We start from the raw sequence: 25,269 nt of genomic DNA, 5'->3' as shown, positions 1-25,269 counted from the left end.
CGCCCCCACCCGCATGATCACTACAGGGCCGCCCGCAGGGCAGGGGCCGAGGCCTTCGCCCAGAGGTCCGGAAGTTCCCGTTCGCGCCGCTCGGCCAGGGCCTCCTCGCGGCCGTAGAGCACACCCCAGGTGAAGGAGTCCTCCCCCGCGTCCGCCGCCTGGGCCGCGAGGCCGCGCAGGGCGTCCCGGGCCACGACGCTGTCCTGGTGGTCGCCGAGCAGGTTCTGGACCTCCTTCATGGCCTTGGCCAGGCGTTTCGCCGGCTTGCCGAACTCGGGCACGGCGGACTCCGCCGCGTACCGGACGCGTTTGGCCGATTTGCGGGCCCCGTGCAGGGCCAGGTCCCGTTCCTTGCCCGCGTCGAGCGCGAGGGCTGCGTCGATCCGGCCGGCGAGGCGGGCGTAGTCGCGGAGCACCGCCTTGCGGAGCACCTTCTCGGGGGATCCCGCGGCGGCGTCGAGCAGCGGGGGCGCGTCCAACAAGGCGTCAAGGGAGTTCAACAGGGTGACGTAGCGGTCGCTGTCGAGTGCGGCCAGGGTCCTGCGGCGCGATCGGGAGCGCCGGCCCGTGTTCCAGGTCCGGAGCCGGCTGCGGAGGGGGCCGGACAGCAGGGTGCGGGGCAGTTCGCCGAGCTGGGCCTGGAGCCGTTCCATCAGGACTTCCTGGTCGCGGTCGACGCCGAGTTCGGCGGCCAGCCAGCGCAGCTCCTCGCCGAGCGGGTCGGTGACCCCGCGGTCGAGGACCTTGCGGTAGGTCGTGAAGGCGCTGCGCAGCCGGCGGGTGGCGACCCGCATCTGGTGCACGGAGTCCGGCAGGTTCCGCCGCACGGCCGGGTCCTGGGCGACCAGGGCGTCGCGCTGCTCGGCCAGGTACGCGACGACGTACGCGCCGGCGGTGCCTCCGGGGCCGCCTCCGGCCGGCCGGGTCGGGGGTTCGGCGCCGGTCTCGGCGAGGGCCCGCGCGAGCTTCGAGGGGGCGTCGGAGACCCGGAGCCCGCCCTTGCGGAATGTCTTCGCGACGGCGTCCAGCAGTTCGGGGCCGACACCGTCGGCGAGTTCCACTTCGACCTCGGTCCAGGCGGCGGTGGCGTCGCCGCGTTCGGCCAGGACCTCGTCGGTGCTCAGTTCGGCGAGGAGTGCTCCGTCGGCATCGAGCAGGTGGCTGACACGGCGCGAGGAGACCAGTCGGACCTGCGGCCCGAGCCCGGCGTCGCGGACGCGGGAGCGGACGAGGGCGGCGAGGGCGGGCGGGACCGTGTCGCTGAGCGCGGCGCCGACCTCGTCGCGCACGCCCGGGGAGACGGGCAGTTTGAGGTGCCAGCCCTCGTCCGCGCCGCCCGTTCTGCGTCGGAGGGTGAGCCCGTCGGCGGCGAGCCGCTGGTCGGGGGTGTCGTAGTAGACGGCGTCGAGGTCGACGGTGCCCTGGTCGGTGACGGCCGCGATCGCGGCCGTCCCCGTCAGGTCCGGCACCCCGCGCCGGGCAGATGCGGCCTTGGAGAACTCGAATTTGCGCTCGATCTCGCGCTTTGTGTCCGCCATGTACCGAACTTAGTCCTGAACGGAACACGTATGCAGGATGAACGGAACATCAGGCCGACAATGGCCGTTGCACCTTGATCGACTGGAGGAGTCCGACCGCTATCCACACGGCGAACATCGACGAGCCTCCGTAGGACACGAACGGCAGCGGCAACCCGGCCACGGGCATGATGCCGAGGGTCATCCCGATGTTCTCGAAGGACTGGAAGGCGAACCAGGCGATGATGCCGGCGCACACGATGGTCCCGTACAGCTCGGTGGTCTCCCGGGCGATCACGCAGGCCCGCCAGAGGATGACGCCGAGCAGGACGAGGATCAGCCCGGCCCCGACGAAGCCGAGCTCCTCGCCCGCCACGGTGAAGACGAAGTCCGTCTGCTGCTCGGGCACGAACTGGCCGGTGGTCTGCGAGCCCTTGAAGAGCCCGGAGCCGGTCAGGCCGCCGGAGCCGATGGCGATGCGCGCCTGGTTGGTGTTGTAGCCGACACCGGCGGGGTCGAGCTCGGGGTTGGCGAAGGCCGCGAAGCGGTTGATCTGGTACTCGTCCAGGACGCCGAGCTGCCATATCAGGACGGCTCCGGCCACGCCGGAGCCGAGCAGGCCGATCACCCAGCGGTTGGAGGCTCCGGAAGCGAGCAGCACGCCGAGCACGATGACGACCATGACCATGACGGAGCCGAGGTCGGGCATCAGCATGACGATGCCCATCGGGGCCGCGGCCAGGCAGAGCGCCTTGACGACGGTGCGGTGGTCGGGATGGGCGAGGTCGCCGGCGTCCACCCGGGTGGCGAGCAGCATCGCCATGACCAGGATGATCGTGATCTTCACGAACTCGGACGGCTGGAGGGAGAATCCGCCGCCGACCACGATCCACGCGTGGGCGCCGTTGATGGTGGCGCCGAGCGGGGTCAGCACGGCCAGGATGAGCACCAGCGAGAGCCCGTAGAGGACGGGCACGGCCCCGCGCAGGGTGCGGTGGCCGAGCCAGACGGTGCCGATCATCAGCACCAGGCCGATGCCGGTGTTCAGGGCGTGCCGGGCGAGGAAGTAGTAGGGGTCGCCCTGGTTCAGGCTGGTCCTGTTGCGGGTGGCCGACCACACGAGCAGGGCGCCGAGGCAGGACAGGGCGAGCGACGAGAGCAGGATCGGCCAGTCGAGCCGGCGCAGCACGGAGTCACGGGCGGTGAGCCTGGCCATCGGGCCGCGCTCGGGCGCGTAGCGGGAGACGGAGAACTTGTTGGCGGTTGGCATGTCGGTATGGGGTCCTCAGTCGTGCCGTGTCGGGGGAGGCCCGGCGAGTGCCGGCGGTTCCGGTTCCTCCGGGGACGGCGGTACGTACGGCCGGATCTCCGGGGAATCGATGGAGCCGTCGGGGTTGATCCTGGGCAGTTTCGCCTCCGGGGCCGGCAGCAGGGCCGTCTTCAGGTCCTGCTTCCCGTCCATGGTCAGACCGTAGAGGGCGTTGTAGAGGTTGCGGACGGCGGGTCCGGAGGCTCCGGAGCCGGTGCCGCCCTGGGAGATCGTCATGACGATCGTGAAGTCCTTGGTGTAGGTCGCCAGCCACGAGGTGGTCTGCTTGCCGTAGACCTGGGCGGTACCGGTCTTCGCGTGCATCGGGATCTTGTCCTGGGGCCAGCCTCCGAAGCGCCAGGCGGCGGTGCCGCCGGGCTCGACGACCATGCGCAACCCTTTGTCGAGGTCCGCGATGGTCTGGGCGCCGATCGGCAGCCTGCCGTGGGACTGGGGCTTGATCATCTCGATGCGCTTGCCGTCCGGGCTGATCACGGCCTTGCCGACGGTGGGGTTGTAGAGGGTGCCGCCGTTGCTGATGGCGGAGTAGGCGGTGGCCATCTGGATGGGGGTGACCAGGACGTCTCCCTGGCCGATGGCGAAGTTGATGCTGTCGTAGGCCTTGAGCTGGTTGCCTTCGAGGCAGCTCTCGTAGGCGATCTGCTCGACGTAGGTGCCGCCCCGCTTGCCCTGCTTGCACCAGGAGTCCTTGTTGGCCGCCCAGAAGCTCTGCTTCCACTGGCGGTCGGGGATGCGGCCCTTGACCTCGTTCGGCAGGTCGACCCCGGTCTCGGAGCCGAGCCCGAACTCGCGGGCGGTCCGGTAGAACCAGTCGTGGGCGTCCTTCTTGGGGCTGAGCCCTCCGTCGCGCTGCCACTCCTTGTGCCCGAGGGCGTAGAAGACGGTGTTGCAGGAGAACTTGAGGGCCTCGCCGAGGGTGATGGGGCCGTGGCCCTTGGACTCGAAGTTCGCGAAGCTGCGGCCGCCGAGGCTGTAGGAGCTGCTGCAGTTGTACTTGTCGTTGAACTTGTAGCCGGCCCGGACGGCGGCACTCGCGGAGACCACCTTGAAGATGGAGCCGGCGGGGGCCATGCCCTGGATGGCCCGGTTGAGCAGCGGGTAGTTGGAGCTCTTGCTGGTGAGCTTGGCGTAGTCGGTGCCGGAGATGCCCCCGACCCAGGCGTTCGGGTCGTAGTCGGGCTGGGAGGCCATAGCGACGATGCGGCCCGTCTTGGCCTCCATGACGACGACGGCGCCCGAGTCGGCCTCGTACTTGCGGCCGGTGATGTTGTCGGTCTCGTTGCGGACGACCTTCATGGCCTGCTGGAGCTCGAACTCGGCGACGGCCTGGACCCGGGCGTCGATGCTGGTGACGAGGGTGGATCCGGCGATTCCGGGATCGGACCTGGTCTGTCCCATGACCCGGCCGAGGTTGTCGACCTCGTAGGAGGTGACCTGTGCCTTGCCGCGCAGCTCCCGGTCGTAGGTGCGCTCGATCCCGGAGCGGCCGACCTGGTCGGAGCGCAGGTGCGGGGAGTCGGTGTCCTTGGCCTTCTGGATCTCGTCGTCGGTGACGGGCGAGAGGTAGCCGAGCACCTGCGAGGTACGGGCGCCGCCGGGGGCGGGATAGCGGCGGACGGCGGTGGGCTCCGCGGTGATGCCGGGGAACTCCTCCGGGCGCTCGCGCAGCTGGAGCGCCTGCTGGGTGGTGGCTTCGAGGGTGACCGGGATCGGCTGGTAGGGCGAACCGTTCCAGCAGGGCTTGGGGGTCTGGGAGTCGCAGAGCCGGACCTTGTCCATGACCTCCTTGGGGGTCATGTCCAGGACGTCGGCGAGGCGGGTCATCACGCCCTTGCCCTTGTCCTTCATCTTCATCAGCGCGGTGCGGCTGGCGGAGACGACCAGGCGGGTCTCGTTGTCGGCGAGCGGGACCCCGCGGGCGTCGAGGATCGAGCCGCGCACGGCGGGCTGGACCACCCGCTGGACGTGGTTGCTCTTGGCCTCGTGGTAGTACTCCGCGCCGTTGCGGATCTGGAGGAACCAGAGCCGGCCGCCGAGGGTGACGAGCATCGAGAAGACGAGGACCTGCATGATGACGAGCCTGATCTGCACCCGGGAGGTGCGGCCGGTCTCCGGGACGTTGGTCACGTCTGCTCCTCCCTCACAGCTTCTTGGCGCTCTTCACACCCTTGGCCGGCTTGACGCCCTTTATGCGGACCGCCTTGTTGGCGCGGGACCGCGCGGTCTTCATGCGCAGGCCGCCGCGCTGGTTGCCGATGCTCAGGCCGGTACCGCCGGCCAGCCAGCCGGCGGAGACGTCGGCGGTCTTGTTGCCGGGGCCGCCACCCGCCTCGACGGCCATCGGGTCGTTCTCGGCCTTGCGGGCCAGCGCCATGATCCACGGCACGGTGAACGGAGCGAGCAGCAGGTCGTAGAGGGTGGCGGTGAACATCAGCCCGGTCAGGCCGACGTGGCGGGCGGCGGTGTCGCCGACCAGCGCACCCACGCTGGCGTAGAGCAGCGTGGAGCCGATCGCGGCGGCGACGACGGCCAGCATCGGGCCCCAGGCGGAGCGGAACCGGCCGCCGTCGGGCCGGACCAGTCCGACGACGTAGCCGATGACGCACAGGACGAGCGCGTACCGGCCGACCGCGTGGTCGGCGGGCGGTGCCAGGTCGGCGAGGAGTCCGGCGCCGAAGCCGATGAGCGCGCCGCTGACGTGCCCGTACACGAGTGCGAGGGACACCACGGTGAGGAGCAGCAGGTCGGGTACGGCGCCGGGCAGTTGGAGCCGGCCCAAAACGGTGACCTGGATGACGAGGGCGACCACGACGAGCGTGGCCGAGAGCAGGATCCGGTTGAAGCGCATGCGGGGTCGGCTCCTAGTCGTCGGCCGGCTGGGCGAGCCGGCTGGCGGACCCGGACGGGGTGACCGTGACGGTGACCGTCGGGATGGGCTTGGGGGCCTCGGGCTTGGGCGGCAGGACGGCGTCGCGCGGGTCCTCGCGCGGCGGCATGACCACGACCCCGACGATGTCCAGGCGCGAGAAGCCGACGAACGGCCGGACCCAGACGGTGCGGGTCAGGTCGCCGCGCGAGGGGTCGACCTTGACGACCTCGCCGATCGGGACGCCGGGCACGAAGGGCTTGTTGCCGCGCGAGCCGAAGGTGACGAGCCGGTCGCCGGGGCTGACCTTGGCCTTGCCGTTGAGCATCTGGACGGACAGGGCGCGATCGCCCTGTCCGGTGGCGAAGCCGAGTTCGCCGGTCTTCTCCAGGCGCGTGCCGACGGTGAAGTCGGGGTCGTTGGCGAGGACGACGGTGGAGGTGTCGGGTCCGACGGTGGTGACGCGGCCGACGAGCCCGTCGCCGTTGAGGACGGTCATGTCGCGTTCGATGCCGTCCTTGCTGCCGGCGTCGATGGTGACGGTCCAGGAGAAGCCCTGGGCCGCTCCTATGGCAATGACCTCGGCGCCCTTGATGCCGTACTGTCCCGCGCCGGCCCGCTTGAGCATCTCGTCGAGCTCGTGGATACGGCTGCGGGTCTGGTCCTCGCTGCCGAGCTTGGCCTTCAGGGCCGCGTTCTCGCGCTCCAGTGCGGCGATGCGGTTGTGGCGCTTCCCGGAGTCCCTGACCGCCCCTATGGCGTTGGCGACCGGATCGACCGCGGTCGCCACACCTTCCTCGACCGGCCCGAAGACCGCTGCGGCGGCCTGTCGGGCACCGTCGACCGGCGACTCCTCGCCTGCCCTGATGTCCACCGTGATCAACGCGAACGCGATGGCGATCAGAAGCACCAGGAGCAGCCGGCTTTCTCGTGTGTCCCTCACGTGCGGCGGCCGTGCCTTCCTCGTCGGAATTCTCGTTTTGCCTGTATATCAACGATCCGCCGTACGGGCCCGGTAGCACCCGTACGGCGGATCCTTGTGTTCCGCTCAGTCCCTCCCCCGGCGGGAGGGCGGTCAGCGACGGGGCTGGGCGTCCAGGACCTGCTGGAGGGCCTCGAACTCCTCGACGCACTTGCCGGAGCCGAGCGCGACGGAGTCGAGGGGGTCCTCGGCGATGTGGATCGGCATGCCGGTCTCACGGCGCAGCCGCTCGTCGAGGCCGCGGAGCAGGGCGCCGCCGCCGGTCAGGACGATGCCGCGGTCCATGATGTCGCCCGAGAGCTCCGGCGGGCACTTGTCGAGCGTCGTCTTGACCGCGTCGACGATGGAGTTGACCGGCTCCTCGATGGCCTTGCGGACCTCGGCGGCCGAGATGACGACCGTCTTCGGCAGGCCCGAGACCAGGTCCCGGCCGCGGATCTCGGTGTGCTCGTCCTTGTCGAGGTCGTACGCCGAGCCGATGGTGATCTTGATCTGTTCGGCCGTCCGCTCACCGAGGAGGAGGGAGTACTCCTTCTTGATGTGCTGGATGATCGCGTTGTCGAGCTCGTCGCCGGCCACCCGGATGGACTGTGCCGTGACGATTCCGCCGAGGGAGATGACGGCGACCTCGGTGGTGCCGCCGCCGATGTCCACGACCATGTTGCCGGTGGCCTCGTGGACGGGCAGGCCCGAGCCGATGGCGGCGGCCATGGGCTCTTCGATGATGTGCACCTGGCGGGCGCCGGCCTGCGTGGACGCCTCGATGACCGCGCGGCGCTCGACTCCCGTGATGCCGGAGGGCACGCAGACCACGACGCGCGGACGGGCCAGGTAGCGGCGCTTGTGGATCTTGAGGATGAAGTACCGGAGCATACGCTCGGTGATCTCGAAGTCGGCGATCACGCCGTCCTTGAGGGGCCGTACGGCGACGATGTTGCCGGGCGTGCGCCCGATCATCTTCTTCGCCTCCGAGCCGACCGCCAGGATGCCGCCGGTGTTCGTGTTGATGGCGACCACGGACGGCTCGTTCAGGACGATCCCCCGGCCCCTCACGTACACCAGCGTGTTGGCGGTCCCGAGGTCGATCGCCATGTCACGGCCGATGAACGACATGTTGTTCCCCTTGTTCCCCATGAGGAGCGTCTGGCCTTCCAGTTGATAGCGGCTGCTGTCAGGTCGGCGAGGTGGGTGTGTGGGTGGAGGCCCCATCGTAGTCACGGTTGTACCGACACCGCGCGACGGGACTCCGGCAATCCCGCCGGAATGGATACCCGCCCCCTTACTGGTGACGACGTGTCCTGCCCAGGCGTTCCCGCCCGGGCCCGGAAATACCTTGGGGCGACCGAAATTACTTCGGTCGCCCCAGGTCATGAGCGCTATTCGGCTGATGTCTCGTCAGGAGGGACTGATCAGAGCGCGGGGAAGAAGAGCTTCAGCTCGCGCTCGGCGGACTCCTCGGAGTCCGAGGCGTGGATCAGGTTCTCCCGGGTGATGGTGCCGAAGTCGCCCCGGATGGAGCCGGGCGCCGCGGCGATCGGGTCGGTGGGACCGGCCAGCTGGCGGACGCCCTCGATGACCCGCTCCCCCTCGACGACCAGCGCCACGACCGGCCCGCTGGACATGAAGCCCATGAGCGGCTCGTAGAAGGGCTTGCCCTTGTGCTCGCCGTAGTGCGCATCCAGGGTCTCCTGGTCGAGCGTACGCAGCTCCAGTGCGGGGATGGTCCAGCCGGCCTTCCGCTCGATGCGGCCGATGATCTCGCCGACCAGGCCGCGACGGACGGCGTCGGGCTTGAGCAGGACGAGGGTGCGCTGGGTCATGTTGCGGCTCCTTGCGGCATACGGGTGCGGTAGGGCGAATCTACAGGGCCGTCCGGGGCGGCCTCGCCGCCCGGGTGGTCCGGGGATCCGTCAGGCGGTGTCGGGCGCCCCGGACGCGGCGGCGGCCTCCTGCGCGGCGGCCCAGCGCTCCTTGATCGAGTCGACCTTCCGGCCGTAGTGCACGGAGCACCACCACAGCCCGGCGAACACCGCGCCGAGGAAGAACATCGTCGGGACGACGAAACCGCTCGCGATCAGACCGATCTGCAGGGCCCAGCCCAGCTGCACCGCCCCGGGGCGCGCGAGCATGCCGCACAGCAGCACCGACAGCAGCATCGAGACCCCGCACACCGTCCAGACCGCGGCCTGGCTCAGGTCCGGGTCCTTCATGGCGACCAGTCCGGCGAAGCCGATCACGAAGAACTCGCCGATCAGCGTGCTCGCACACAGCGTGCGCATCCCCTCAACCCCTCTTCAGCAGCAGGCGGGCCTCGCCCACCGTGATCACGGAACCGGTCACCAGGACCCCGGCCCCTCCGTACTCGGCCTCTTCCTCCGCCAGCGTGATCGCCGCCTCCAGGGCGTCGTCCAGCCGCGGCTCCACCTGCACCCGGTCCGAGCCGAAGACCTCCACGGCCACGGCCGCCAGCTCGTCCGCGCCCATCGACCGGTGACTGGAGTTCTGCGTGACCACGACTTCGGCGAAGATCGGCTCGAAGGCCTCCAGCACCCCGCGGACGTCCTTGTCCTCGCTCGCGGCCACCACGCCGATGAGCCGGCTGAAGCCGAACGCCTCGGTGACCGCTTCCGCGGTGACCGCCGCCCCCGCCGGGTTGTGCGCCGCGTCCAGGATCACCGTCGGGCTGCGCCGCACGACCTCCATGCGGCCGGGCGAGGTCACCGAGGCGAAGGCCTTGCGCACGGTCTCCACGTCCAGCACCCGGGCGTGCTGCCCGCCGACCCCGAAGAATGCCTCGACCGCGGCCAGCGCCACCGCCGCGTTGTGCGCCATGTGGGCGCCGTACAGCGGGAGGAAGACGTCGTCGTACTCGCCGCCCATGCCGCGCAGCGTCAGCTGCTGCCCGCCGACCGCGACCTCGCGCGAGACCACGCCGAACTCCATGCCCTCGCGGGCCACCGTCGCATCGACCTCGACGGCCCTCTTCAGCAGCACCTGGGCCGCGTCCACCGGCTGCTGCGCCAGGATCACGGTCGCGTCCTGCTTGATGATGCCGCCCTTCTCCACGGCGATCTCAGCGGGCGTGGAGCCGAGTCGGTCGGTGTGGTCCAGGCTGATCGGGGTGACCACGGCGACGGAGCCGTCGATGACGTTGGTCGCGTCCCAGCTGCCGCCCATGCCGACCTCGACCACCGCGACGTCCACCGGGGCGTCCGCGAAGGCCGCGTAGGCCATCCCGGTGAGCACCTCGAAGAACGACAGCCGGAACTCCTCGGCGGCGTCGACCATCTCCACGTACGGCTTGACGTCGTGGTAGGTCTCCACGAACCGCTCGGCCTCGATCGGCGCCCCGTCGAGGCTGATCCGCTCGGTGATCGACTGCACGTGCGGGCTCGTGTAGCGGCCGGTGCGCAGCTCGAAGGCGTTCAGCAGGGCCTCGATCATGCGGGCCGTGCTGGTCTTGCCGTTGGTCCCGGTGACGTGGATGGAGGGGTACGCGCGCTGCGGCTCGCCCAGTACGTCCATCAGCGCCGCGATCCGCGACACCGAGGGCTCCAGCTTGGTCTCCCCCCAGCGGGTGGAGAGCTCCTGCTCCACCTCCAGCAGCGCCCTCGCCACCTCCGGGTCGACGGGTCGGGCGGGCACCGGGTCCCCCTGGGGCGGCCCGGCGTGGGCGCGCAGGGTGCGGCTGCCGGCCTCGATCACCGCCAGGTCGGGGTCGCGGTCGGACTCTTCCGCGACGATCTGGTCGAACTCGTCGAAGGCGCCGGTGCGGTCTTCGTCGTCGTGGCGGTCGTGGTTCTCGGGCTGCTGGTCACTCACAGGGCCAGTCTACGGACGGCCACCGGGAGGACTTTCGGCCCGGGCGCTTCGGGACCTCCGGCGGGCGGAGCGCCCTGATCTCCGTGCAAGCCTTGCGAGCAGCAGATTGGGGAACAAATGCCGCAGGCCAGCAGCAACAAGACAGCGTCCAGCCGCGACATAGCCATCGACCTGGGAACCGCCAACACCCTGGTCTACGCGCGGGGGCAGGGAATCGTCCTCGATGAGCCGTCCGTGGTCGCCGTCAGAGCGGGCACCGCCACCGCCCTGGCCGTCGGGGCGGACGCCAAGGAGACCATCGGCCGCACCCCCGGTTCCATCACGGCGGTCCGCCCCCTCAAGGACGGCGTGATCTGCGACTACGAGGCCGCCGAGGAGATGATCCGGCACTTCGTGCGCAAGGCCGTGCCCGGGCGGCGGCCCCGCACCCGGATGGTCGTCTGCGTGCCCTCCGGCGTCACCCCGGTCGAACGGCGGGCCCTCGTCAACGCCTCCACCCGGGCCGGCGCCAGGACCGTGCACCTCATCGAGGAGCCGATGGCGGCCGCGATCGGCGCCGGTCTTCCCGTGGCGGAACCGCGCGGTTCCATGGTCGTGGACATCGGCGGCGGCACCTCCGAGGTCGCCGTCATCTCCCTCGGCGGCATCGTCACCTCCCGCTCGCTGCGCGTCGGCGGCGACCGGCTCGACGCGGCGATCACGGAGCACGTGCGCAGGGAGCACGCGCTGCTCATCGGCGAGCGCACCGCCGAGCAGGCCAAGCTGGCCATCGGATCGGCCTGGCCGGTACCGGACCGGCCCGAACGGGAGACGGCGACCTTCACCGTGCGCGGCCGCCAGAAGGTCGGCGGCATGCCGAAGACGCTCGCCCTGGGCGCGGCCGACGTCCGCGCCGCCCTCGACGAGCCGGTCGGGGCGATCATCGCGGCGGTCCGCGGCACGCTGGAGGAATGCCCGCCGGAGCTGTCCGGTGACGTCATGGAGCACGGAATCGTCCTGACCGGCGGCGGCGCCCTGCTGCCCGGCCTCGACCTGCGCATGGCCTCCGCGACCGGCATCCCGGTCTTCGTGGCCGACCACCCGCTGCACTGTGTGGCGCTGGGCTCCGGCCGCTGCGTGGAGGACCTGGACAGCCTCGACGGCCTGCTGACGCCGGCCTGACCCGGCGCGGCGCCGCAGCCTGCGCCGTGCGACCGCCGGGAACCGGGGGACGGCCCTCAGCCGCGCGGCAGGGTGGCGACGACCTCGTACGCGTCGTCCGTGCGGGTCGCCGTCAAGGTGCCGCCCAGGCTGCGGACGCGCTCGGACATGCTCGCCGTGCCGGAGCCCGCCGAGACCGGGCTCCGGCCCGGGGTGCGGGCCGGCAGGGCGTTGCTGACGGCGATCCGCAGCCGCGGGCCGTCCGCCGCGATCGACACGTCGATGGTCTCCCCGTGCGCGTGCTTGGCGGCGTTGGTCAGGCACTCCTGCACCACCCGGTAGACCGCCGCCTGCCGCAGCGGCGACAGCCGGTGCACTTCCTCGTCCATGGCCAGCCGGACGGGCGAACCGGCCCGTCCGCTCTGCTCCGCCAGCTCCGGCAGCCCCTCCACACCCGGGGTCGATGCCCGTTCGCCCCGCTGCACGATGATCTCGTTGAGCACCAGGTGGGCCCGGCGCGCGGAGTCGGCCAGCTCCTCGAAGTCCTTCGCGTGCGCCGTCCCGCGCGCCCGTACCGACAGCACCTCGGAGCGCACCGTGAGCATGGTCAGCTCCCGGCCGACGAAGTCGTGCACGTCGCGGGCGACGGAGACGCGCTCCTGCTGGACGGCCCGGAACACGGCGGACTCGGCCCGCCGGGCGGTCAGCTCCCGCACCAGGTCGTGCCGGTACGCGGCGATGCCCACGGCCGAGGCGAGCGCGCCGATGGGCACGACGATGCTGAGGAAGCCGCTGAGCCGCTGCCCCTGTGGCTCGGGCCAGCCCGGCACCCAGAACATGACCAGGGCGAAGGCGACGTATGCGAGCGTCGCCAGGATCCCCGCCCGGCGCCCGCGGAAGCGGCCGACCGAGTAGAGCGCGAACTGGATCAGGGTCAGCTCGTGCAGCCACCCGATGAAGAACAGCGCGACCAGGTACGAGACCCAGGGCAGCCGGCGGCGCACCAGCAGGGTCGTGCAGCCCAGAGCGAGCACGACGGCCGCGGCGGGTCCGCTCAGCGAGTTGTCGGCGGCCGCCAGCCCCGGCAGGTCCAGGGCCATCAGCCCGAGACAGCCCAGAGCGGTGAGCACGTCGACCGCCCGCGGCGAACCGGCCCAGGTGCCGGCCGTCCGGCGGCCGGCAGCCACCCACCGGCGGAACACCGGGGCGAGGGGCTTCACGTGCATGCCCTCCATCATCCGTGGTCGGCGCGGCGGATGAGGTCCAGCCCGCAGGGAAACACCGTGATGTAGGGCACTTCGGACAGGCCTGAGGTCCGCGCGGGCCGCGGCCGCGCGGATGCCGCGGGCCCGCCGTGCACCCGCGTACGGCGAGGGCCCCCGCCACCGGAGTCCGGTGACGGGGGCCCTCGTCGAGCTCCGGCGGCTGCCGGGACGTGTCGCGGAAGTCCCGGCTGCCGCGCGACGTCCGGCCGGCCCTATGCGGCCGGCAGGGTCTCCAGCTGGGCCTGGATCCGGGCGATGTCCGCCTCGGCCTTGGCCAGCCGGCCCTTGATCTTGTCCACGACGTTGTCGGGGGCCTTGGCGAGGAAGGCCTCGTTCCCGAGCTTCGCCTCGGCCTGCTGCTTCTCCTTCTCCGCGGCACCGAGGTCCTTGGTCAGGCGCTTGCGTTCGGCGTCCACGTCGATGGTGCCCGACAGGTCGAGCGCGACCGTGGCGCCGGCGACCGGGAGGGTCGCGGTGGCGCTGAAGGAGTCGCCCTCGGGCTGCAGGCGCAGCACCTGGCGGATGGCGGCCTCGTGGGCGGCCAGCGCGGTGCCGGTCAGGTCCAGACGGGCCGGGACCTTCTGCTTGTCGTCGAGGCCCTGCTCCTTGCGGAAGCGGCGGACCTCCTTGGTGAGCGTCTGGATGCTCCCGATCTCGGACTCGGCGGCGTCGTCACGGAAGCCGCTGTCCTTCGGCCAGTCGGCGACGACCAGCGACTCGCGGCCGGTGAGGGTGGTCCACAGGGTCTCGGTGACGAACGGGACCACCGGGTGCAGCAGGCGCAGCATGACGTCGAGGACCTCACCGAGGACCCGCGCGGAGACCTTCGCCTGTTCGCCGCCCGCGAAGAAGGTCGTCTTCGACAGCTCGACGTACCAGTCGAAGACCTCGTCCCACGCGAAGTGGTAGAGCGCCTCGCTGAGCTTCGAGAACTGGAAGTCCTCGTAGTACGCGTCGACCTGCGCGATCGTCTTGTTCAGGCGGGAGAGGATCCAGCGGTCGGTCGCCGACAGCCGCTCGGCCGGCGGCAGCTCGCCCTCGATCGTGGCGCCGTTCATCAGCGCGAAGCGCGTGGCGTTCCAGATCTTGTTGGCGAACTTGCTGGACGCCTGGACCCAGTCCTCGCCGATCGGGACGTCGGTGCCGGGGTTGGCGCCCTTGGCCAGGGTGAACCGGACGGCGTCGGAGCCGTACTTGTCCATCCAGTCCAGCGGGTCGACGACGTTGCCGAAGGACTTCGACATCTTCTTGCCGCGCTCGTCGCGGACCAGGCCGGTCAGCGCGATCGTCTTGAAGGGGACCTCGCCGTCCATGGCGTACAGGCCGAACATCATCATCCGGGCCACCCAGAAGAAGATGATGTCGTGGCCGGTGACCAGGACGTCGGTGGAGTAGAACTTCGCCAGGTCCGGGGTCTTCTCCGGCCAGCCGAGCGTGGAGAACGGCCACAGACCGGAGGAGAACCAGGTGTCGAGGACGTCGGTGTCCTGCGTCCAGCCCTCGCCGGTCGGCGCCTCGTCGTCGGGGCCGAGGCAGACGACCTCGCCGTCCGGGCCGTACCAGACCGGGATGCGGTGACCCCACCACAGCTGGCGCGAGATGCACCAGTCGTTGAGGTTGTCGACCCAGTCGAAGTAGCGCTTCTCCATCTCGACCGGGTGGATCGCGACACGGCCGTCGCGGACCGCGTCGCCGGCGGCCTTGGCGAGGGTCTCGACCTTGACCCACCACTGCAGCGAAAGACGCGGCTCGACGGTGGTGCTGCACCGCGAGCAGTGCCCGACGGAGTGCAGGTACGGGCGCTTCTCGGCGACGATGCGGCCCTGCTCGCGCAGCGCGCCGACGACCGCGGAACGGGCCTCGTAGCGGTCCAGGCCGAGGAAGGGGCCGTGGACGGTGATGACGCCGTGCTCGTCCATGATCGTCATGTTGGGCAGGCCGTGGCGCTGCCCGATGGCGAAGTCGTTCGGGTCGTGCGCCGGGGTCACCTTGACGGCGCCGGTGCCGAACTCCGGGTCGACGTGCGTGTCCGCCACGACCGGGATGGTGCGGTCGGTCAGCGGCAGCTTGATCTGCTTGCCGACGAGGTGCCGGTAGCGCTCGTCGTCCGGGTGGACGGCGACGGCGGTGTCACCGAGCATCGTCTCGGCGCGGGTGGTGGCGACGACGAGGGTGTCCTCGCCCTCCCCGTACTGGATGGAGACGAGCTCGCCCGCGTCCTCCTGGTACTCCACCTCGATGTCGGAGATGGCCGTCAGACAGCGCGGGCACCAGTTGATGATGCGTTCGGCCCGGTAGATCAGGCCGTCGTCGTAGAGCTTCTTGAAGATGGTCTGGACGGCCTTGGACAGGCCCTCGTCCATGGTGAAGCGCTCACGGGACCAGTCGACGCCGTCGCCGAGGCGCCGCATCTGGCCGAGGATCTTGCCGCCGTACTCCTCCTTCCACTGCCAGACGCGCTCGACGAACGCCTCACGGCCGAGGTCGTGGCGGGACTTGCCCTCCTCGGCGAGCTGCTGCTCGACCTTGTTCTGGGTGGCGATGCCGGCGTGGTCCATGCCGGGCAGCCACAGCGCCTCGTGACCCTGCATCCGCTTGCGGCGGGTCAGGGCGTCCATGAGGGTGTGCTGGAAGGCGTGTCCCAGGTGGAGGGAGCCGGTGACGTTCGGCGGCGGGATGACGATGGTGTACGGGGGCTTCTCGCTCGCGGGATCGGCCGTGAAGTACCCACGCTCTACCCAGCGCTCGTAGAGCTTGCCCTCTACATCGGCCGGCGTGTAGGCGGTCGGCAGTTCGGAGTCGGGGCTACTGGGTGTCTGCGTGTTCTCGGTCACGGGGCTCAGTTTAGGGCCGTAACAGTCCAGTCATGAAACCGGTTGTGGAGGGGCCCGGCGCCCTGACGGGCTCCGGCTTCGGTCAGGATGTGAGGAACGCATAAGCAACCTCAGAGGGGGACGCGGGATGAGCTACAACCAGCCGGGGCCTTACGGACAGCAGCCTCAGCAGCCTCAGCAGCCGGGACCGTACGGGCAGCAGCCCCCGCCGCCTCCCGGCCCCTACGGCCAGCCCCCGCAGCCGGGCCCCTACGGGCAGCCCGCGCCCCCGCAGCCGGGCTACGGCTACCCCCAGCAGCCGGGCGTCCCCCCGCAGGGCTACCCCCAGCAGCCGCCGACCCAGGCCTACGGCTACCCGCAGCAGGCCCCGTACGGCACCGAGCCGCCGAAGAAGTCCAAGGCCGGCGTGATCATCGCGGCGGTCGTCGCGGTGGCGGTCATCGCGGGCGGCGGCTGGTATCTCCTGGGCGGCGGCCCGAGCGGTTCCGTCTCGGCCGACACCAAGGGCTACAAGCTGGTCGCCCCGGAGTCGGTGGACGACTTCAAGAAGGACCCGAAGTACAAGGACAAGCCCTTCACCGACAAGGACAAGGCGGAGGCCGAGGCCGCGGGCATCAAGAACCCGACCAAGGCGGCCATGAACTACCAGGCGGGCGACCCCAAGAACCCGCTCAGCGCCAAGGGCCTCAACTTCTCGGGCGTCTACGGCGAGATCGCCGACCCGGAGAAGACCGTGGACGGCTACTTCGCCATGGCCAAGCTGGAGAGCGCCAAGGACGGCAAGTCCGACGTCGAACTCGTGGGCACCCCCAAGGCGGTGACCCCGGCCGGCTTCGAGGGCGCCGTCATGAAGTGCCAGGACGTCAAGTTCACCGCGAAGGAGGCGAACACGAAGGGCCCCAAGGAGGCCACCCTCCCGATCTGCATCTGGGGCGACTACAGCACGCTGGCGATGGTCAGCGCCACGGACGTGGCGTCCATCCTCGCCGGCAAGCCGGGCTACAACCAGGAGCAGACCGCGGAACTGGCCGCCAAGCTCTACAGCACCGCCCGCGTCAAGATGTAGCGCACGGCAGTACGCGAAAGGGGCGCCCCGGTCGGGGCGCCCCTTTCGCGTACTGCCGTGCGGCTAGGCCGACTTCTCGTGCGGGCCCTGGTCCTTCGGGACGATGCGCGGGACCAGCGTCGGGTTGACGTTGGAGCGGACCACGTCCGCCGTGATGACCACGCGGGCCACGTCCTTGCGGGACGGGACCTCGTACATCACCGACATCAGGACCTCTTCCATGATGGCGCGCAGGCCGCGGGCGCCCGTCTGGCGGAGGATCGCCTGGTCCGCGATGGCCTCCAGGGCCTCGCGCTCGAAGTCCAGCTCGACACCGTCGAGTTCGAACAGTCGCTGGTACTGCTTGACCAGCGCGTTGCGCGGCTCGATGAGGATCTGGAGCAGGGCCTCGCGGTCCAGGTTGTGGACCGAGGTGATGACCGGGAGACGGCCGATGAACTCGGGGATCATCCCGAACTTCACCAGGTCCTCCGGCATGACCTCCTGGAACTGGTCGCTGGCCTCGATCTCGCGCTTGGAGCGGATCGTCGCCCCGAAGCCGATGCCCTTGGCGCCGGCACGCGACTCGATGATCTTCTCCAGGCCGGCGAAGGCGCCGCCCACGATGAAGAGCACGTTCGTCGTGTCGATCTGGATGAACTCCTGGTGCGGGTGCTTGCGGCCGCCCTGCGGCGGCACCGAAGCCGTCGTGCCCTCCAGGATCTTCAGCAGGGCCTGCTGCACGCCCTCGCCGCTCACGTCGCGCGTGATCGACGGGTTCTCGCTCTTGCGGGCGACCTTGTCGATCTCGTCGATGTAGATGATCCCGGTCTCGGCCTTCTTGACGTCGTAGTCGGCGGCCTGGATCAGCTTCAGCAGGATGTTCTCGACGTCCTCGCCGACGTACCCGGCCTCCGTCAGCGCCGTCGCGTCGGCGATGGCGAACGGGACGTTCAGCATGCGGGCCAGGGTCTGCGCGAGGAGCGTCTTGCCGGAGCCCGTGGGACCCAGCAGCAGGATGTTGGACTTCGCGAGCTCGATGGCGTCTTCGCGGCCCTGCGCGCCGCCGTTCTCGCCGGCCTGGACCCGCTTGTAGTGGTTGTAGACCGCTACCGAGAGCGCCTTCTTCGCCGGCTCCTGGCCGACGACGTAGCTCTCCAGGAACTCGTAGATCTCGCGGGGCTTGGGGAGTTCCTCCCACCGGACCTCGGAGGTCTCCGCGAGCTCCTCTTCGATGATCTCGTTGCAGAGGTCGATGCACTCGTCGCAGATGTACACACCGGGTCCTGCGATGAGCTTCTTCACCTGCTTCTGGCTCTTTCCGCAGAACGAGCACTTGAGCAGGTCGCCGCCGTCACCGATGCGTGCCACGAGGTGCTTCCCCTTCGCCTGGGAGACGCCTGGTTCAGCGCTCCTGGTGCCTCATATCCGACGGTACCTTGCCGGGGGCCCCGTGCGGGGCCCCCTTGACGTGGTTCACATCGCCGAATCCGGCGGTGTGCCCGCGCCAACTGGCGGCAAGGGTCAGAGCTTGTTGCTCTTGCGGGTGGAGATGATCTGGTCGATCAGGCCGTACGCGAGGGCGTCCTCGGCCGTGAGGATCTTGTCGCGCTCGATGTCGTCGCGGATCTTTTCGATCGGCGTCGTGGAGTGCTTGGCCAGCATGGTCTCCAGCTGGTCGCGCATGCGCAGGATCTCGTTGGCCGCGATCTCCAGGTCCGAGAGCTGCTCGCGGCCGGTGCCGCCGGAGGGCTGGTGGATCAGCACGCGGGCGTTGGGCAGGGCCATGCGCTTGCCGGGGGTGCCGGCGGCGAGCAGGACCGCGGCGGCGGAGGCCGCCTGGCCCATGCAGACCGTCTGGATGTCCGGCTTCACGAACTGCATCGTGTCGTAGATCGCCGTCAGCGCGGTGAAGGAGCCGCCGGGGCTGTTGATGTAGATCGAGATGTCGCGGTCCGGGTCCATCGACTCCAGGCACAGCAGCTGCGCCATGACGTCGTTGGCCGAGGCGTCGTCGATCTGCACGCCGAGGAAGATCACGCGCTCCTCGAAGAGCTTCGCGTACGGGTCGTACTCACGCACGCCCTGCGAGGTGCGCTCGACGAAGCGCGGGATGACGTAGCGGTTGTCCACCTGCGGGCCGGAGTAGAGGCCGCTCGCGGAGAAGTTGTTCTGCATCTGGGTGTTCACCATCCTGGTGGCGTTCTGCGGGCTGTCGGCTGCCGGGTACTGACGGGTGGCTACGGGGATCAGGCCCCGGTGCCGCCGCCGCCCGGAACGTTGGACGCGGCCGAGATGATCTCGTCGATGAGGCCGTACTCCTTGGCCTCCTCGGAGGTGAACCAGCGGTCGCGGTCACCGTCGCGGATGATCGCCTCGACGGTCTGGCCCGAGTGGAACGCGGTGATCTCGGCCATCCGCTGCTTCGTGCGCAGCAGGTACTGGGCCTGGATCTTGATGTCCGACGCGGTGCCGCCGATACCGGCGGAGCCCTGGTGCATCAGGATGTCGGTGTTCGGCAGGGCGAAGCGCTTGCCCTTGGCGCCACCGGTGAGCAGGAACTGCCCCATCGAGGCCGCCATGCCCATGCCGATGGTCACGACGTCGTTGGGGATGTACTGCATGGTGTCGTAGACGGCCATGCCGGCCGTCACCGAGCCACCGGGGCTGTTGATGTAGAGGTAGATGTCCTTCTCCGGCTCGGCGGCCAGGAGCAGGAGCTGCGCAGTGATCTTGTTCGCGATCTCGTCGTCGACCTGCTGGCCGAGGAAGATGATGCGCTCGCCGAGCAGCCGGTTGTAGACATGGTCGCCGAGGCCGCCACCGATGGACGGCTCACCCGCGGCGTAAGGCTTCAGATTCGTCACGTATCCACCTGCTCGTCTCCGACGGCCATGTGCCGTCTCAGCGTCTCGTTCTGGGGCGCGGTGCAGCCGGAGCGGACTGGTCCGCCGGCGCCCGGATACTCACGTGCCCTCGTATTCATGGACCCTAACGCGCAGGTCGGACAACGCCATCCCGCTTCCCGAACTGTTCGCTCGGAGCGCAAGCTCCGGCGGCCCCGTGGGGGCCGCGCGGAAACGGTGTGCGGGCGGCGCGGGAACCGCGCCGAAGGGCCCGGACGCAGGTCGCGTCCGGGCCCTTCGGGGCACTGCTCAGCGGGCTTTCGCCCGGGGTGTTACTTGGCCTCGTCGGCCTTGACCTCGTCGTCGCCGTCGACGGCGGCCTCGACGGTCTCGGCGGCCGTCTCGACCTCGTCCTCTTCGTCGGAGAGGTCCACGACGTCACCGTTGGTGTCGACGACCTTGGCAGCCTCGACGACGACCGCGAGGGCCTTGCCGCGGGCGACCTCGCCGACCAGCATCGGGACCTGGCCACCCTCGACGACGGCCTGGGCGAACTGGTCGGGGGACATGCCGGAGGAGGAGGCACGGCGCATGAGGTGCTCGGTGAGCTCCTCCTGGTTCACGCCCAGCTTCTCCTTGTTGACCAGGGCGTCCAGGACGAACTGGGTCTTGATGCCCTTGATCGCCTGTTCCTTGGTCTCGGCGTCGAACTCCTCGACCGTCTTGCCCTGGAACTCCAGGTACTTCGCCAGGTCAAGACCCATCTGGCCGAGCTGGTGGTGCTCCAGGTTGTGCTTGCGGGTGTTGACCTCGTCCTCGAGCAGCTTCTCGGGGATCGGCACCTCGACGAGCTCCAGCAGCTTCTCCAGGACGCGCTCCTGGGCCTGCGTGGCCTGGTCGTACTGCTTCATGTTCTCGAGGCGCTTGCGGCTGTCCGCCTTGAGGTCCTCAAGGGTGTCGAACTCGCTGGCCATCTGGGCGAACTCGTCGTCCAGCTCCGGGAGCTCCTTGGCGGAGACCTTGGAGACCTTGACGGTGACCTCGGCGTCCTTGCCCTCGGCGGAGCCGCCCTTCAGCTGGGAGGTGAAGGTGGCCTCGCCGCCGGCCTCCAGGCCCGTGACGGCCTCGTCGATGCCCTCGAGCAGCTCGCCCGAGCCGATCGTGTAGGAGACGTCGGAGGCGACGCCGTCGGGCAGCACCTCGCCGTCGACCTTGGCCTCCAGGTCGAGCGTGACGACGTCACCCTCGGCGGCGGCACGCTCGACGTCCTTGGTGGACGCGAAGCGGTTGCGCAGCTGCTCGACGGACTTCTCGACGTCCTCGTCGGAGACCTCGATGGCGTCGACCTCGACCTCGATGCCCGAGTAGTCCGGGATCTCGATCTCGGGACGCACGTCGACCTCGGCGGTGAAGGCCAGCAGCTCGCCGTCCTTCAGCTCGGTGATGTCGACCTCGGGCTGGCCCAGCGGGTTCAGGTCGGCCTCGTTGACGGCCTCGGTGTAGAACTTCGGGAGGGCGTCGTTGACGGCCTCCTCCAGCACCGCACCGCGGCCGAAGCGCTGGTCGATGACGCGGGCGGGGATCTTGCCCTTGCGGAAGCCCTTCACCGTGACCTGCTGGTTGATCTTCTTGTACGCCGCGTCGAGGCTGTCCTTGAGCTCCTCGAAGGGCACCTCAACAGTGAGCCGAACCCGCGTCGGGTTCAGGGTCTCAACGGCGCTCTTCACGGTTCGGTCTCCTTGTGGCTGACTGCTGGGGGATCTGCCGTCTCGCTGGAATCAGCGGCCCGGCGGACTTCGGCCCGGTACATCAGACACACGGGCACGCAGCTTGCATAGTAGCCGCAAGCGGCAATCAGCCCACAACGCGATCTTGTGGTGGTCGGGGTGGCCGGATTCGAACCGACGACCTTCCGCTCCCAAAGCGGACGCGCTACCAAGCTGCGCCACACCCCGTCGGTGCGACACGTAGGGTACATGCCCGGAGACCCTCTGATGCGCGGTGTTTCCAGAGCCATTTCGGACAGGCATCGGCGCGGGCACGGAATGTGGTGTGCACGCGACCGGAACGACCCGCTAGGATGCTGTCCGTGCCGCGGTCCCAGGACCTGCGGCGCACGCAATGCGGGCGTAGCTCAATGGTAGAGCCCTAGTCTTCCAAACTAGCTACGCGGGTTCGATTCCCGTCGCCCGCTCTGAGTACCGAAGGGCCAGGTCAGAGGACATCTCCTCGACCTGGCCCTTGGTCGTTCCCGGGTCCGGGTACGGCGCGGGCGGGTGCGGCGCACCGGCTCCCGCAGCCGCCTGCCGGGGATTCCGCTCCCGGGTCCGCGGGCCCGGCCCCTTCGGGGCGGCGACCCGGGCGCCCTGCGGCGTCATGCCGCCGGGCCTCAGAGCCTGATGTTCGCGATCATCGTCGCGAGGGAGTTGAGGAAACGGTTCACGTCGTCCGCGATCGAGCTGGACGCCAGGAAGAAACCGAAGAGGGCGGCGACGATGGCGGGGCCCGTCTTGATGTGGTTGCCACGGATCAGCACCACCTGGATGACCCCCAACAGAACCACCACTGACAGCGAAATGGCCACTTCTGATCACACCTTCGGTCGTCCCCTGGTCGGCCGGGGGCGCACGGCCGAGAATGCCCCCACATGGACCATCCTCCCACCAACGGACCACAGTCATACGCCCCGTGACGAAAGGCCGCTGTTCCGTTTTCGCCAACGGCCGTGAGCGAAGGGGCTCAGGGGGCAGTGAGGCCCAGGAGGGAACGGACATACGCATACTTCACGGACAGTCGTTCGCGGGTGGGACCGTCCAGTACGGAGAGACGTACGGGGTCGGCGTTGTGCGCGAGGTCGGCCTCTTTGACGAGCAGGGCGCCCGGGGTGGCCAGGATGCGGGCCGCGTAGCTCTCGACGGGCTCGCCGGGCCGCTTGGTGACGGCGAGGACCATGTCCTTCACGGACTGCGGGAGAGCGGCGGAATCCAGCCAGGTGAGGCTGAGCGCCTCGTCCTCGATCGCGTCGTGCAGCCAGGCCGCCGCCTGCTGTTCGGGCGTGCCGCCGCGGACGCGCACCCCCTCCGCGACGGCCGCGAGGTGCTCGGCGTACGGCCTGCCGGCCTTGTCGGTCCGGCCCCCGTGCGCACCGCGCGCCAGGGCCTCGACCTCTTGGAGGGTCAGGGAACTGCTCGTCATGCGATCTCCCTCGCCGCCGCGCGCAGGGCCCGGACCGTCCTGTGGACATCTGCCTGCGTCGTACGCCAGTTGGAGAACGCGGCGCGCAGCCCTGCGGTTCCCTCGTGGACGGTCGGGGTGACGAACGCCTCGGCGGACAGCGCCTCGCGCAGTGCGGTCAGACGCGCCGGGTCGGGGTCTCGGGCGAGGGTGAAGCAGACGACGTTGAGGCGGACGGGGGCGAGGAGGGTGAAGGCGGAGTCCTCCTCCAGCGCCGCGCCCAGGGCCCTGGCGCCGGCGATGTTGCGCTCGACGATCTCCCGGTGGCCCTGTCGGCCGTAGGCGCGCAGCGTGAACCAGGCGGCGAGGGCGCGCAGTCGGCGGGAGTTCTCCGGGGTGAGGTGGACGAGGTCGGGGTGTTCGCCGAGGGGCCCGAGGTAGGCGGCGGAGTTCTGGAAGACGCGGGCCTGCAGGTCGCGCCGGCGGGTGAACTGGACGGCGCTGTCGTAGGGGACGTTGAGCCACTTGTGCAGGTCGACGCAGACGGAGTCGGAGGCGTCGAGGCCTTCGGTGAGGTGCGCGTGGTGCGGGGAGAGCGCGGCGAAGGCGCCGAAGGCGGCGTCGGTGTGCAGCCAGAAGTCGTGGCGCGGGCGGAGTGCGGCGAGGGCGGGGAGGTCGTCGAAGTCGACGGTGTTGACGGTGCCCGCGTTGGCGACGACCACCGCCGGGCCGGGGGTGTCGGCCAGCGCCCGGTCGAGGGCGGCGGGGTCGACGGCCTCCCGGCCGGGCAGGGTCGGGACCGGGACGAGGGAGCTGCGGCCGAGGCCGAGGAAGGAGAGGGCCTTGGCGATGGAGGAGTGCGGGGCGCCGGACAGGACGCGGACCGGGCCGAGGGATGCGGCGCCGTCCTCGGCCGGGGACACACCGAGGCGCTCGCCGAGCCATTCGCGGGCGATGGCGAGGCCGGTGGTGTTGGACATGGTGGCGCCGCTGACGAAGGTGCCGGTGTGCGCGTCGGAGAGACCGAACAGCTCGCGGAGCCAGCCCACGGTCTCGCGTTCGAGGTCCTGGCCGGCGCCGTCCATCGAGGAGTTGGAGTTCTGGTCGTGGACTGCGGTGAGCCAGTCCCCGGCGAGCGCCGCGGGGGTGGCGCCGCCGGTGACGAAGCCGAAGTAGCGGGGGCCTGCGGAGGCCGACAGCCGTGGTTCCCAGCGTTCGCGGAACGCGGCGAGTGCGCTCTCCGTGCCGGTGCCGGGCCCGGGGAGCGGTTCGGGGGCCGGCGGCTCCGGGGCGGATGGTACGACGACGCGCCCGTCCAGGGCGGCGAGCGCTTCGGCGGCGGCGCGGCGGGTGGCGTCGAGCAGGTCGGGGAGCCGGGCGAGGTCGGCGGCGAGCGTGCGGTCCATGGAGGCACGGTAGGACCCGGGCCGGCCGCGCGGGCGGGCCAATCCGGGACGGGTGGCCCGCCCGTACCGATCGGGCACCGCCCGGCGGGGGCGCCGTAGGCTCGGCGGATGATCGCGAAGCGGTGGGTGCGGAACGTGGTGGCCGTGGGCGTGGCGGGCGTGGTGGCGGGGGTCGCGGGGTGCTCCACCCCGCCGGCTCCGCCGCCCGCGCCGGGGCCGGTGCGGGCGGCGGAGCGGCCGGGCGGGACGGTGTCCGCACCGCCGTCCGCGTCCGCCGGGACGTGCCCGGAGGGCGGGGTACGGCTGGTGGAGACGGACGGGAACGCGGCGATGGGGTTGCGGGTGGCGGGCTTCCGACTGGAGAACTGCGGCACGGAGCCGTACGTGCTGGAGGGATACCCGCAGGTGTCGTTGTGGGACGGCCGCAACGAACCGGTGGACGTCTCGGTCCAGCACGGCGCGGCGGGGATCACCTCGGGCGCGCCGGACATCGACGCGCCGCCGCAGCGGGTGACGCTGGCGCCGGGCCGGGCGGCGACCGTGTCGATGGTGTGGCGCAATCTGGTGACCGACGCGGCGGTGGGGGCCGTGACGGCGCCGGTCGTGGAGGTCGAGCCCCGCCCGGGCGCGCCCCGGCTGCGGCTCCGGCTCGCCCGGCCGGTCGACCTCGGGAACACCGGCAGGCTGGGGCTCGGACCGTGGAGGGCGGCGGCCGGGTGACCGGTCGCCGGGCGGCCCCTGCGGCGGCGGGACACAGGCCGCCCCGCCACGCACCGGCGGCCGACCGGAAGCGCCGCGGGCGAACCGCGGCACGTCGGGGTCGGCCGCAGCGGATGCGGCCGCCCAGTCTCCACGGCTGCTTTCGGGACCTCGCTGCCTCGCGCCGGGGGTGCTGGAGGGGGCGCCGGAGGAGGTCCGGGCATGCCGGACCTCGCGGCAGGGCGACATCGGGGAGGGGCCGGCCGGCCCGGTGCCGGTGACCGTCACCGGGCCGGCCGGCCTCTCGCGCAGTCCGTGGGCGGCGGCCGTGCATCGGCCCGGA

General features: G+C 70.5%; 21 protein-coding genes and 2 tRNA genes. 4 read left to right on the top strand and 19 right to left on the bottom strand.

Features of this window, described 5'->3' with window-relative positions; translation table 11 throughout:
* Positions 1 to 20 precede the first annotated feature (20 nt).
* The 9 genes from AW27_RS22160 to folC all read right to left on the bottom strand — a co-directional run bounded on the left by AW27_RS22160 (position 21) and on the right by folC (position 10,517).
* On the bottom strand, positions 21 to 1,538 hold the full coding sequence (locus tag AW27_RS22160; RefSeq protein ID WP_037923747.1) for a CYTH and CHAD domain-containing protein: 1,518 nt from the start codon (positions 1,536 to 1,538) through the stop codon (positions 21 to 23).
* 49 nt (positions 1,539 to 1,587) lie between these two features.
* Complete coding sequence (rodA, locus tag AW27_RS22155; protein WP_037923744.1) at positions 1,588 to 2,787, bottom strand: rod shape-determining protein RodA; 1,200 nt, start codon at positions 2,785 to 2,787, stop codon at positions 1,588 to 1,590.
* Between the two features lie 15 nt (positions 2,788 to 2,802).
* Positions 2,803 to 4,974: a penicillin-binding protein 2 gene (gene mrdA / locus AW27_RS22150; protein WP_037923740.1), complete on the bottom strand. Its 2,172-nt coding sequence runs from the start codon at positions 4,972 to 4,974 to the stop codon at positions 2,803 to 2,805.
* Between the two features lie 13 nt (positions 4,975 to 4,987).
* Positions 4,988 to 5,695 carry a rod shape-determining protein MreD gene (gene mreD / locus AW27_RS22145; protein WP_037923739.1) on the bottom strand — a complete coding sequence of 236 codons (708 nt, stop codon included), beginning with the start codon at positions 5,693 to 5,695 and terminating at the stop codon, positions 4,988 to 4,990.
* Between the two features lie 13 nt (positions 5,696 to 5,708).
* Entirely contained in the window at positions 5,709 to 6,656 is a 948-nt protein-coding gene (mreC, locus tag AW27_RS22140) for a rod shape-determining protein MreC (protein WP_037923737.1), read from the bottom strand.
* A 132-nt stretch (positions 6,657 to 6,788) separates the two neighbouring features.
* The gene (locus AW27_RS22135; protein ID WP_030008578.1) at positions 6,789 to 7,808 is read right to left on the bottom strand and encodes a rod shape-determining protein; all 1,020 of its coding nucleotides are present in this window, start codon (positions 7,806 to 7,808) and stop codon (positions 6,789 to 6,791) included.
* A gap of 296 nt (positions 7,809 to 8,104) precedes the next feature.
* Positions 8,105 to 8,515 carry a nucleoside-diphosphate kinase gene (gene ndk, locus AW27_RS22130; RefSeq protein WP_037923734.1) on the bottom strand — a complete coding sequence of 137 codons (411 nt, stop codon included), beginning with the start codon at positions 8,513 to 8,515 and terminating at the stop codon, positions 8,105 to 8,107.
* A gap of 90 nt (positions 8,516 to 8,605) precedes the next feature.
* Positions 8,606 to 8,974 carry a DUF4233 domain-containing protein gene (locus AW27_RS22125; RefSeq protein ID WP_037923731.1) on the bottom strand — a complete coding sequence of 123 codons (369 nt, stop codon included), beginning with the start codon at positions 8,972 to 8,974 and terminating at the stop codon, positions 8,606 to 8,608.
* A gap of 4 nt (positions 8,975 to 8,978) precedes the next feature.
* Positions 8,979 to 10,517 (bottom strand): bifunctional tetrahydrofolate synthase/dihydrofolate synthase, encoded by a 1,539-nt coding sequence (folC, locus tag AW27_RS22120; RefSeq protein WP_037923729.1) that lies wholly within the window; start codon positions 10,515 to 10,517, stop codon positions 8,979 to 8,981.
* A 117-nt stretch (positions 10,518 to 10,634) separates the two neighbouring features.
* Between folC and AW27_RS22115 the strand changes: the two genes are divergently transcribed.
* Positions 10,635 to 11,678, top strand: coding sequence for a rod shape-determining protein (locus AW27_RS22115; RefSeq protein WP_052030866.1), 1,044 nt, complete (start codon positions 10,635 to 10,637; stop codon positions 11,676 to 11,678).
* 56 nt (positions 11,679 to 11,734) lie between these two features.
* Here AW27_RS22115 and AW27_RS22110 read toward each other — a convergent pair whose 3' ends face one another.
* Both AW27_RS22110 and AW27_RS22105 read right to left on the bottom strand, forming a co-directional pair.
* Positions 11,735 to 12,883 (bottom strand): sensor histidine kinase, encoded by a 1,149-nt coding sequence (locus AW27_RS22110; protein ID WP_037924365.1) that lies wholly within the window; start codon positions 12,881 to 12,883, stop codon positions 11,735 to 11,737.
* A gap of 251 nt (positions 12,884 to 13,134) precedes the next feature.
* Positions 13,135 to 15,756, bottom strand: coding sequence for a valine--tRNA ligase (locus tag AW27_RS22105; protein WP_037923727.1), 2,622 nt, complete (start codon positions 15,754 to 15,756; stop codon positions 13,135 to 13,137).
* A gap of 127 nt (positions 15,757 to 15,883) precedes the next feature.
* Between AW27_RS22105 and AW27_RS22100 the strand changes: the two genes are divergently transcribed.
* Positions 15,884 to 16,822 carry a hypothetical protein gene (locus AW27_RS22100; protein ID WP_037923726.1) on the top strand — a complete coding sequence of 313 codons (939 nt, stop codon included), beginning with the start codon at positions 15,884 to 15,886 and terminating at the stop codon, positions 16,820 to 16,822.
* Between the two features lie 63 nt (positions 16,823 to 16,885).
* Here AW27_RS22100 and clpX read toward each other — a convergent pair whose 3' ends face one another.
* The 5 genes from clpX to AW27_RS22075 all read right to left on the bottom strand — a co-directional run bounded on the left by clpX (position 16,886) and on the right by AW27_RS22075 (position 21,602).
* Positions 16,886 to 18,172 carry an ATP-dependent Clp protease ATP-binding subunit ClpX gene (gene clpX, locus AW27_RS22095; RefSeq protein ID WP_030840753.1) on the bottom strand — a complete coding sequence of 429 codons (1,287 nt, stop codon included), beginning with the start codon at positions 18,170 to 18,172 and terminating at the stop codon, positions 16,886 to 16,888.
* A gap of 153 nt (positions 18,173 to 18,325) precedes the next feature.
* On the bottom strand, positions 18,326 to 18,994 hold the full coding sequence (locus AW27_RS22090; protein WP_030649987.1) for an ATP-dependent Clp protease proteolytic subunit: 669 nt from the start codon (positions 18,992 to 18,994) through the stop codon (positions 18,326 to 18,328).
* 56 nt (positions 18,995 to 19,050) lie between these two features.
* Positions 19,051 to 19,668, bottom strand: coding sequence for an ATP-dependent Clp protease proteolytic subunit (locus AW27_RS22085; protein WP_030760907.1), 618 nt, complete (start codon positions 19,666 to 19,668; stop codon positions 19,051 to 19,053).
* A gap of 311 nt (positions 19,669 to 19,979) precedes the next feature.
* Positions 19,980 to 21,374, bottom strand: coding sequence for a trigger factor (tig, locus tag AW27_RS22080; RefSeq protein WP_037923720.1), 1,395 nt, complete (start codon positions 21,372 to 21,374; stop codon positions 19,980 to 19,982).
* Positions 21,375 to 21,525: 151 nt separating this feature from the next.
* Positions 21,526 to 21,602 (bottom strand) — tRNA-Pro (locus AW27_RS22075).
* A 168-nt stretch (positions 21,603 to 21,770) separates the two neighbouring features.
* Between AW27_RS22075 and AW27_RS22070 the strand changes: the two genes are divergently transcribed.
* A tRNA-Gly gene (locus tag AW27_RS22070) sits at positions 21,771 to 21,841 on the top strand.
* A gap of 195 nt (positions 21,842 to 22,036) precedes the next feature.
* Here AW27_RS22070 and AW27_RS22065 read toward each other — a convergent pair.
* From AW27_RS22065 to AW27_RS22055, 3 genes are all read right to left on the bottom strand, one after another.
* Positions 22,037 to 22,231 carry a hypothetical protein gene (locus AW27_RS22065; RefSeq protein ID WP_037923717.1) on the bottom strand — a complete coding sequence of 65 codons (195 nt, stop codon included), beginning with the start codon at positions 22,229 to 22,231 and terminating at the stop codon, positions 22,037 to 22,039.
* 155 nt (positions 22,232 to 22,386) lie between these two features.
* Positions 22,387 to 22,842 (bottom strand): HD domain-containing protein, encoded by a 456-nt coding sequence (locus tag AW27_RS22060; RefSeq protein ID WP_037923714.1) that lies wholly within the window; start codon positions 22,840 to 22,842, stop codon positions 22,387 to 22,389.
* Entirely contained in the window at positions 22,839 to 24,227 is a 1,389-nt protein-coding gene (locus AW27_RS22055) for a pyridoxal phosphate-dependent decarboxylase family protein (protein ID WP_037923712.1), read from the bottom strand. The genes AW27_RS22060 and AW27_RS22055 overlap by 4 nt, the downstream gene beginning before the upstream one ends.
* Positions 24,228 to 24,335: 108 nt before the next feature.
* Here AW27_RS22055 and AW27_RS22050 point away from each other — a divergent pair, with 108 nt between their 5' ends.
* Positions 24,336 to 24,947, top strand: coding sequence for a DUF4232 domain-containing protein (locus AW27_RS22050; protein ID WP_052030864.1), 612 nt, complete (start codon positions 24,336 to 24,338; stop codon positions 24,945 to 24,947).
* Positions 24,948 to 25,269: the final 322 nt, after the last annotated feature.

The organism is Streptomyces sp. PCS3-D2 (assembly GCF_000612545.2).
GTDB lineage: Bacteria > Actinomycetota > Actinomycetes > Streptomycetales > Streptomycetaceae > Streptomyces.
Note: the sequence above shows the minus strand (reverse complement) of the source record. Positions and strands in the feature narration are given on the sequence as shown.

Excerpts from the sequence above, each read along its gene's own strand:
- AW27_RS22060 (WP_037923714.1), bottom strand. The coding sequence starts at position 22,842 with ATGACGAGCAGTTCCCTGACCCTCCAAGAGGTCGAGGCCCTGGCGCGC.
- AW27_RS22050 (WP_052030864.1), top strand. The coding sequence starts at position 24,336 with ATGATCGCGAAGCGGTGGGTGCGGAACGTGGTGGCCGTGGGCGTGGCG.
- AW27_RS22090 (WP_030649987.1), bottom strand. The coding sequence starts at position 18,994 with ATGGTGAACACCCAGATGCAGAACAACTTCTCCGCGAGCGGCCTCTAC.
- AW27_RS22110 (WP_037924365.1), bottom strand. The coding sequence starts at position 12,883 with ATGCACGTGAAGCCCCTCGCCCCGGTGTTCCGCCGGTGGGTGGCTGCC.
- AW27_RS22160 (WP_037923747.1), bottom strand. The coding sequence starts at position 1,538 with ATGGCGGACACAAAGCGCGAGATCGAGCGCAAATTCGAGTTCTCCAAG.
- AW27_RS22100 (WP_037923726.1), top strand. The coding sequence starts at position 15,884 with ATGAGCTACAACCAGCCGGGGCCTTACGGACAGCAGCCTCAGCAGCCT.
- AW27_RS22135 (WP_030008578.1), bottom strand. The coding sequence starts at position 7,808 with ATGTCGTTCATCGGCCGTGACATGGCGATCGACCTCGGGACCGCCAAC.
- rodA (WP_037923744.1), bottom strand. The coding sequence starts at position 2,787 with ATGCCAACCGCCAACAAGTTCTCCGTCTCCCGCTACGCGCCCGAGCGC.
- ndk (WP_037923734.1), bottom strand. The coding sequence starts at position 8,515 with ATGACCCAGCGCACCCTCGTCCTGCTCAAGCCCGACGCCGTCCGTCGC.
- AW27_RS22125 (WP_037923731.1), bottom strand. The coding sequence starts at position 8,974 with ATGCGCACGCTGTGTGCGAGCACGCTGATCGGCGAGTTCTTCGTGATC.
- AW27_RS22115 (WP_052030866.1), top strand. The coding sequence starts at position 10,635 with ATGCCGCAGGCCAGCAGCAACAAGACAGCGTCCAGCCGCGACATAGCC.
- AW27_RS22055 (WP_037923712.1), bottom strand. The coding sequence starts at position 24,227 with ATGGACCGCACGCTCGCCGCCGACCTCGCCCGGCTCCCCGACCTGCTC.
- mreD (WP_037923739.1), bottom strand. The coding sequence starts at position 5,695 with ATGCGCTTCAACCGGATCCTGCTCTCGGCCACGCTCGTCGTGGTCGCC.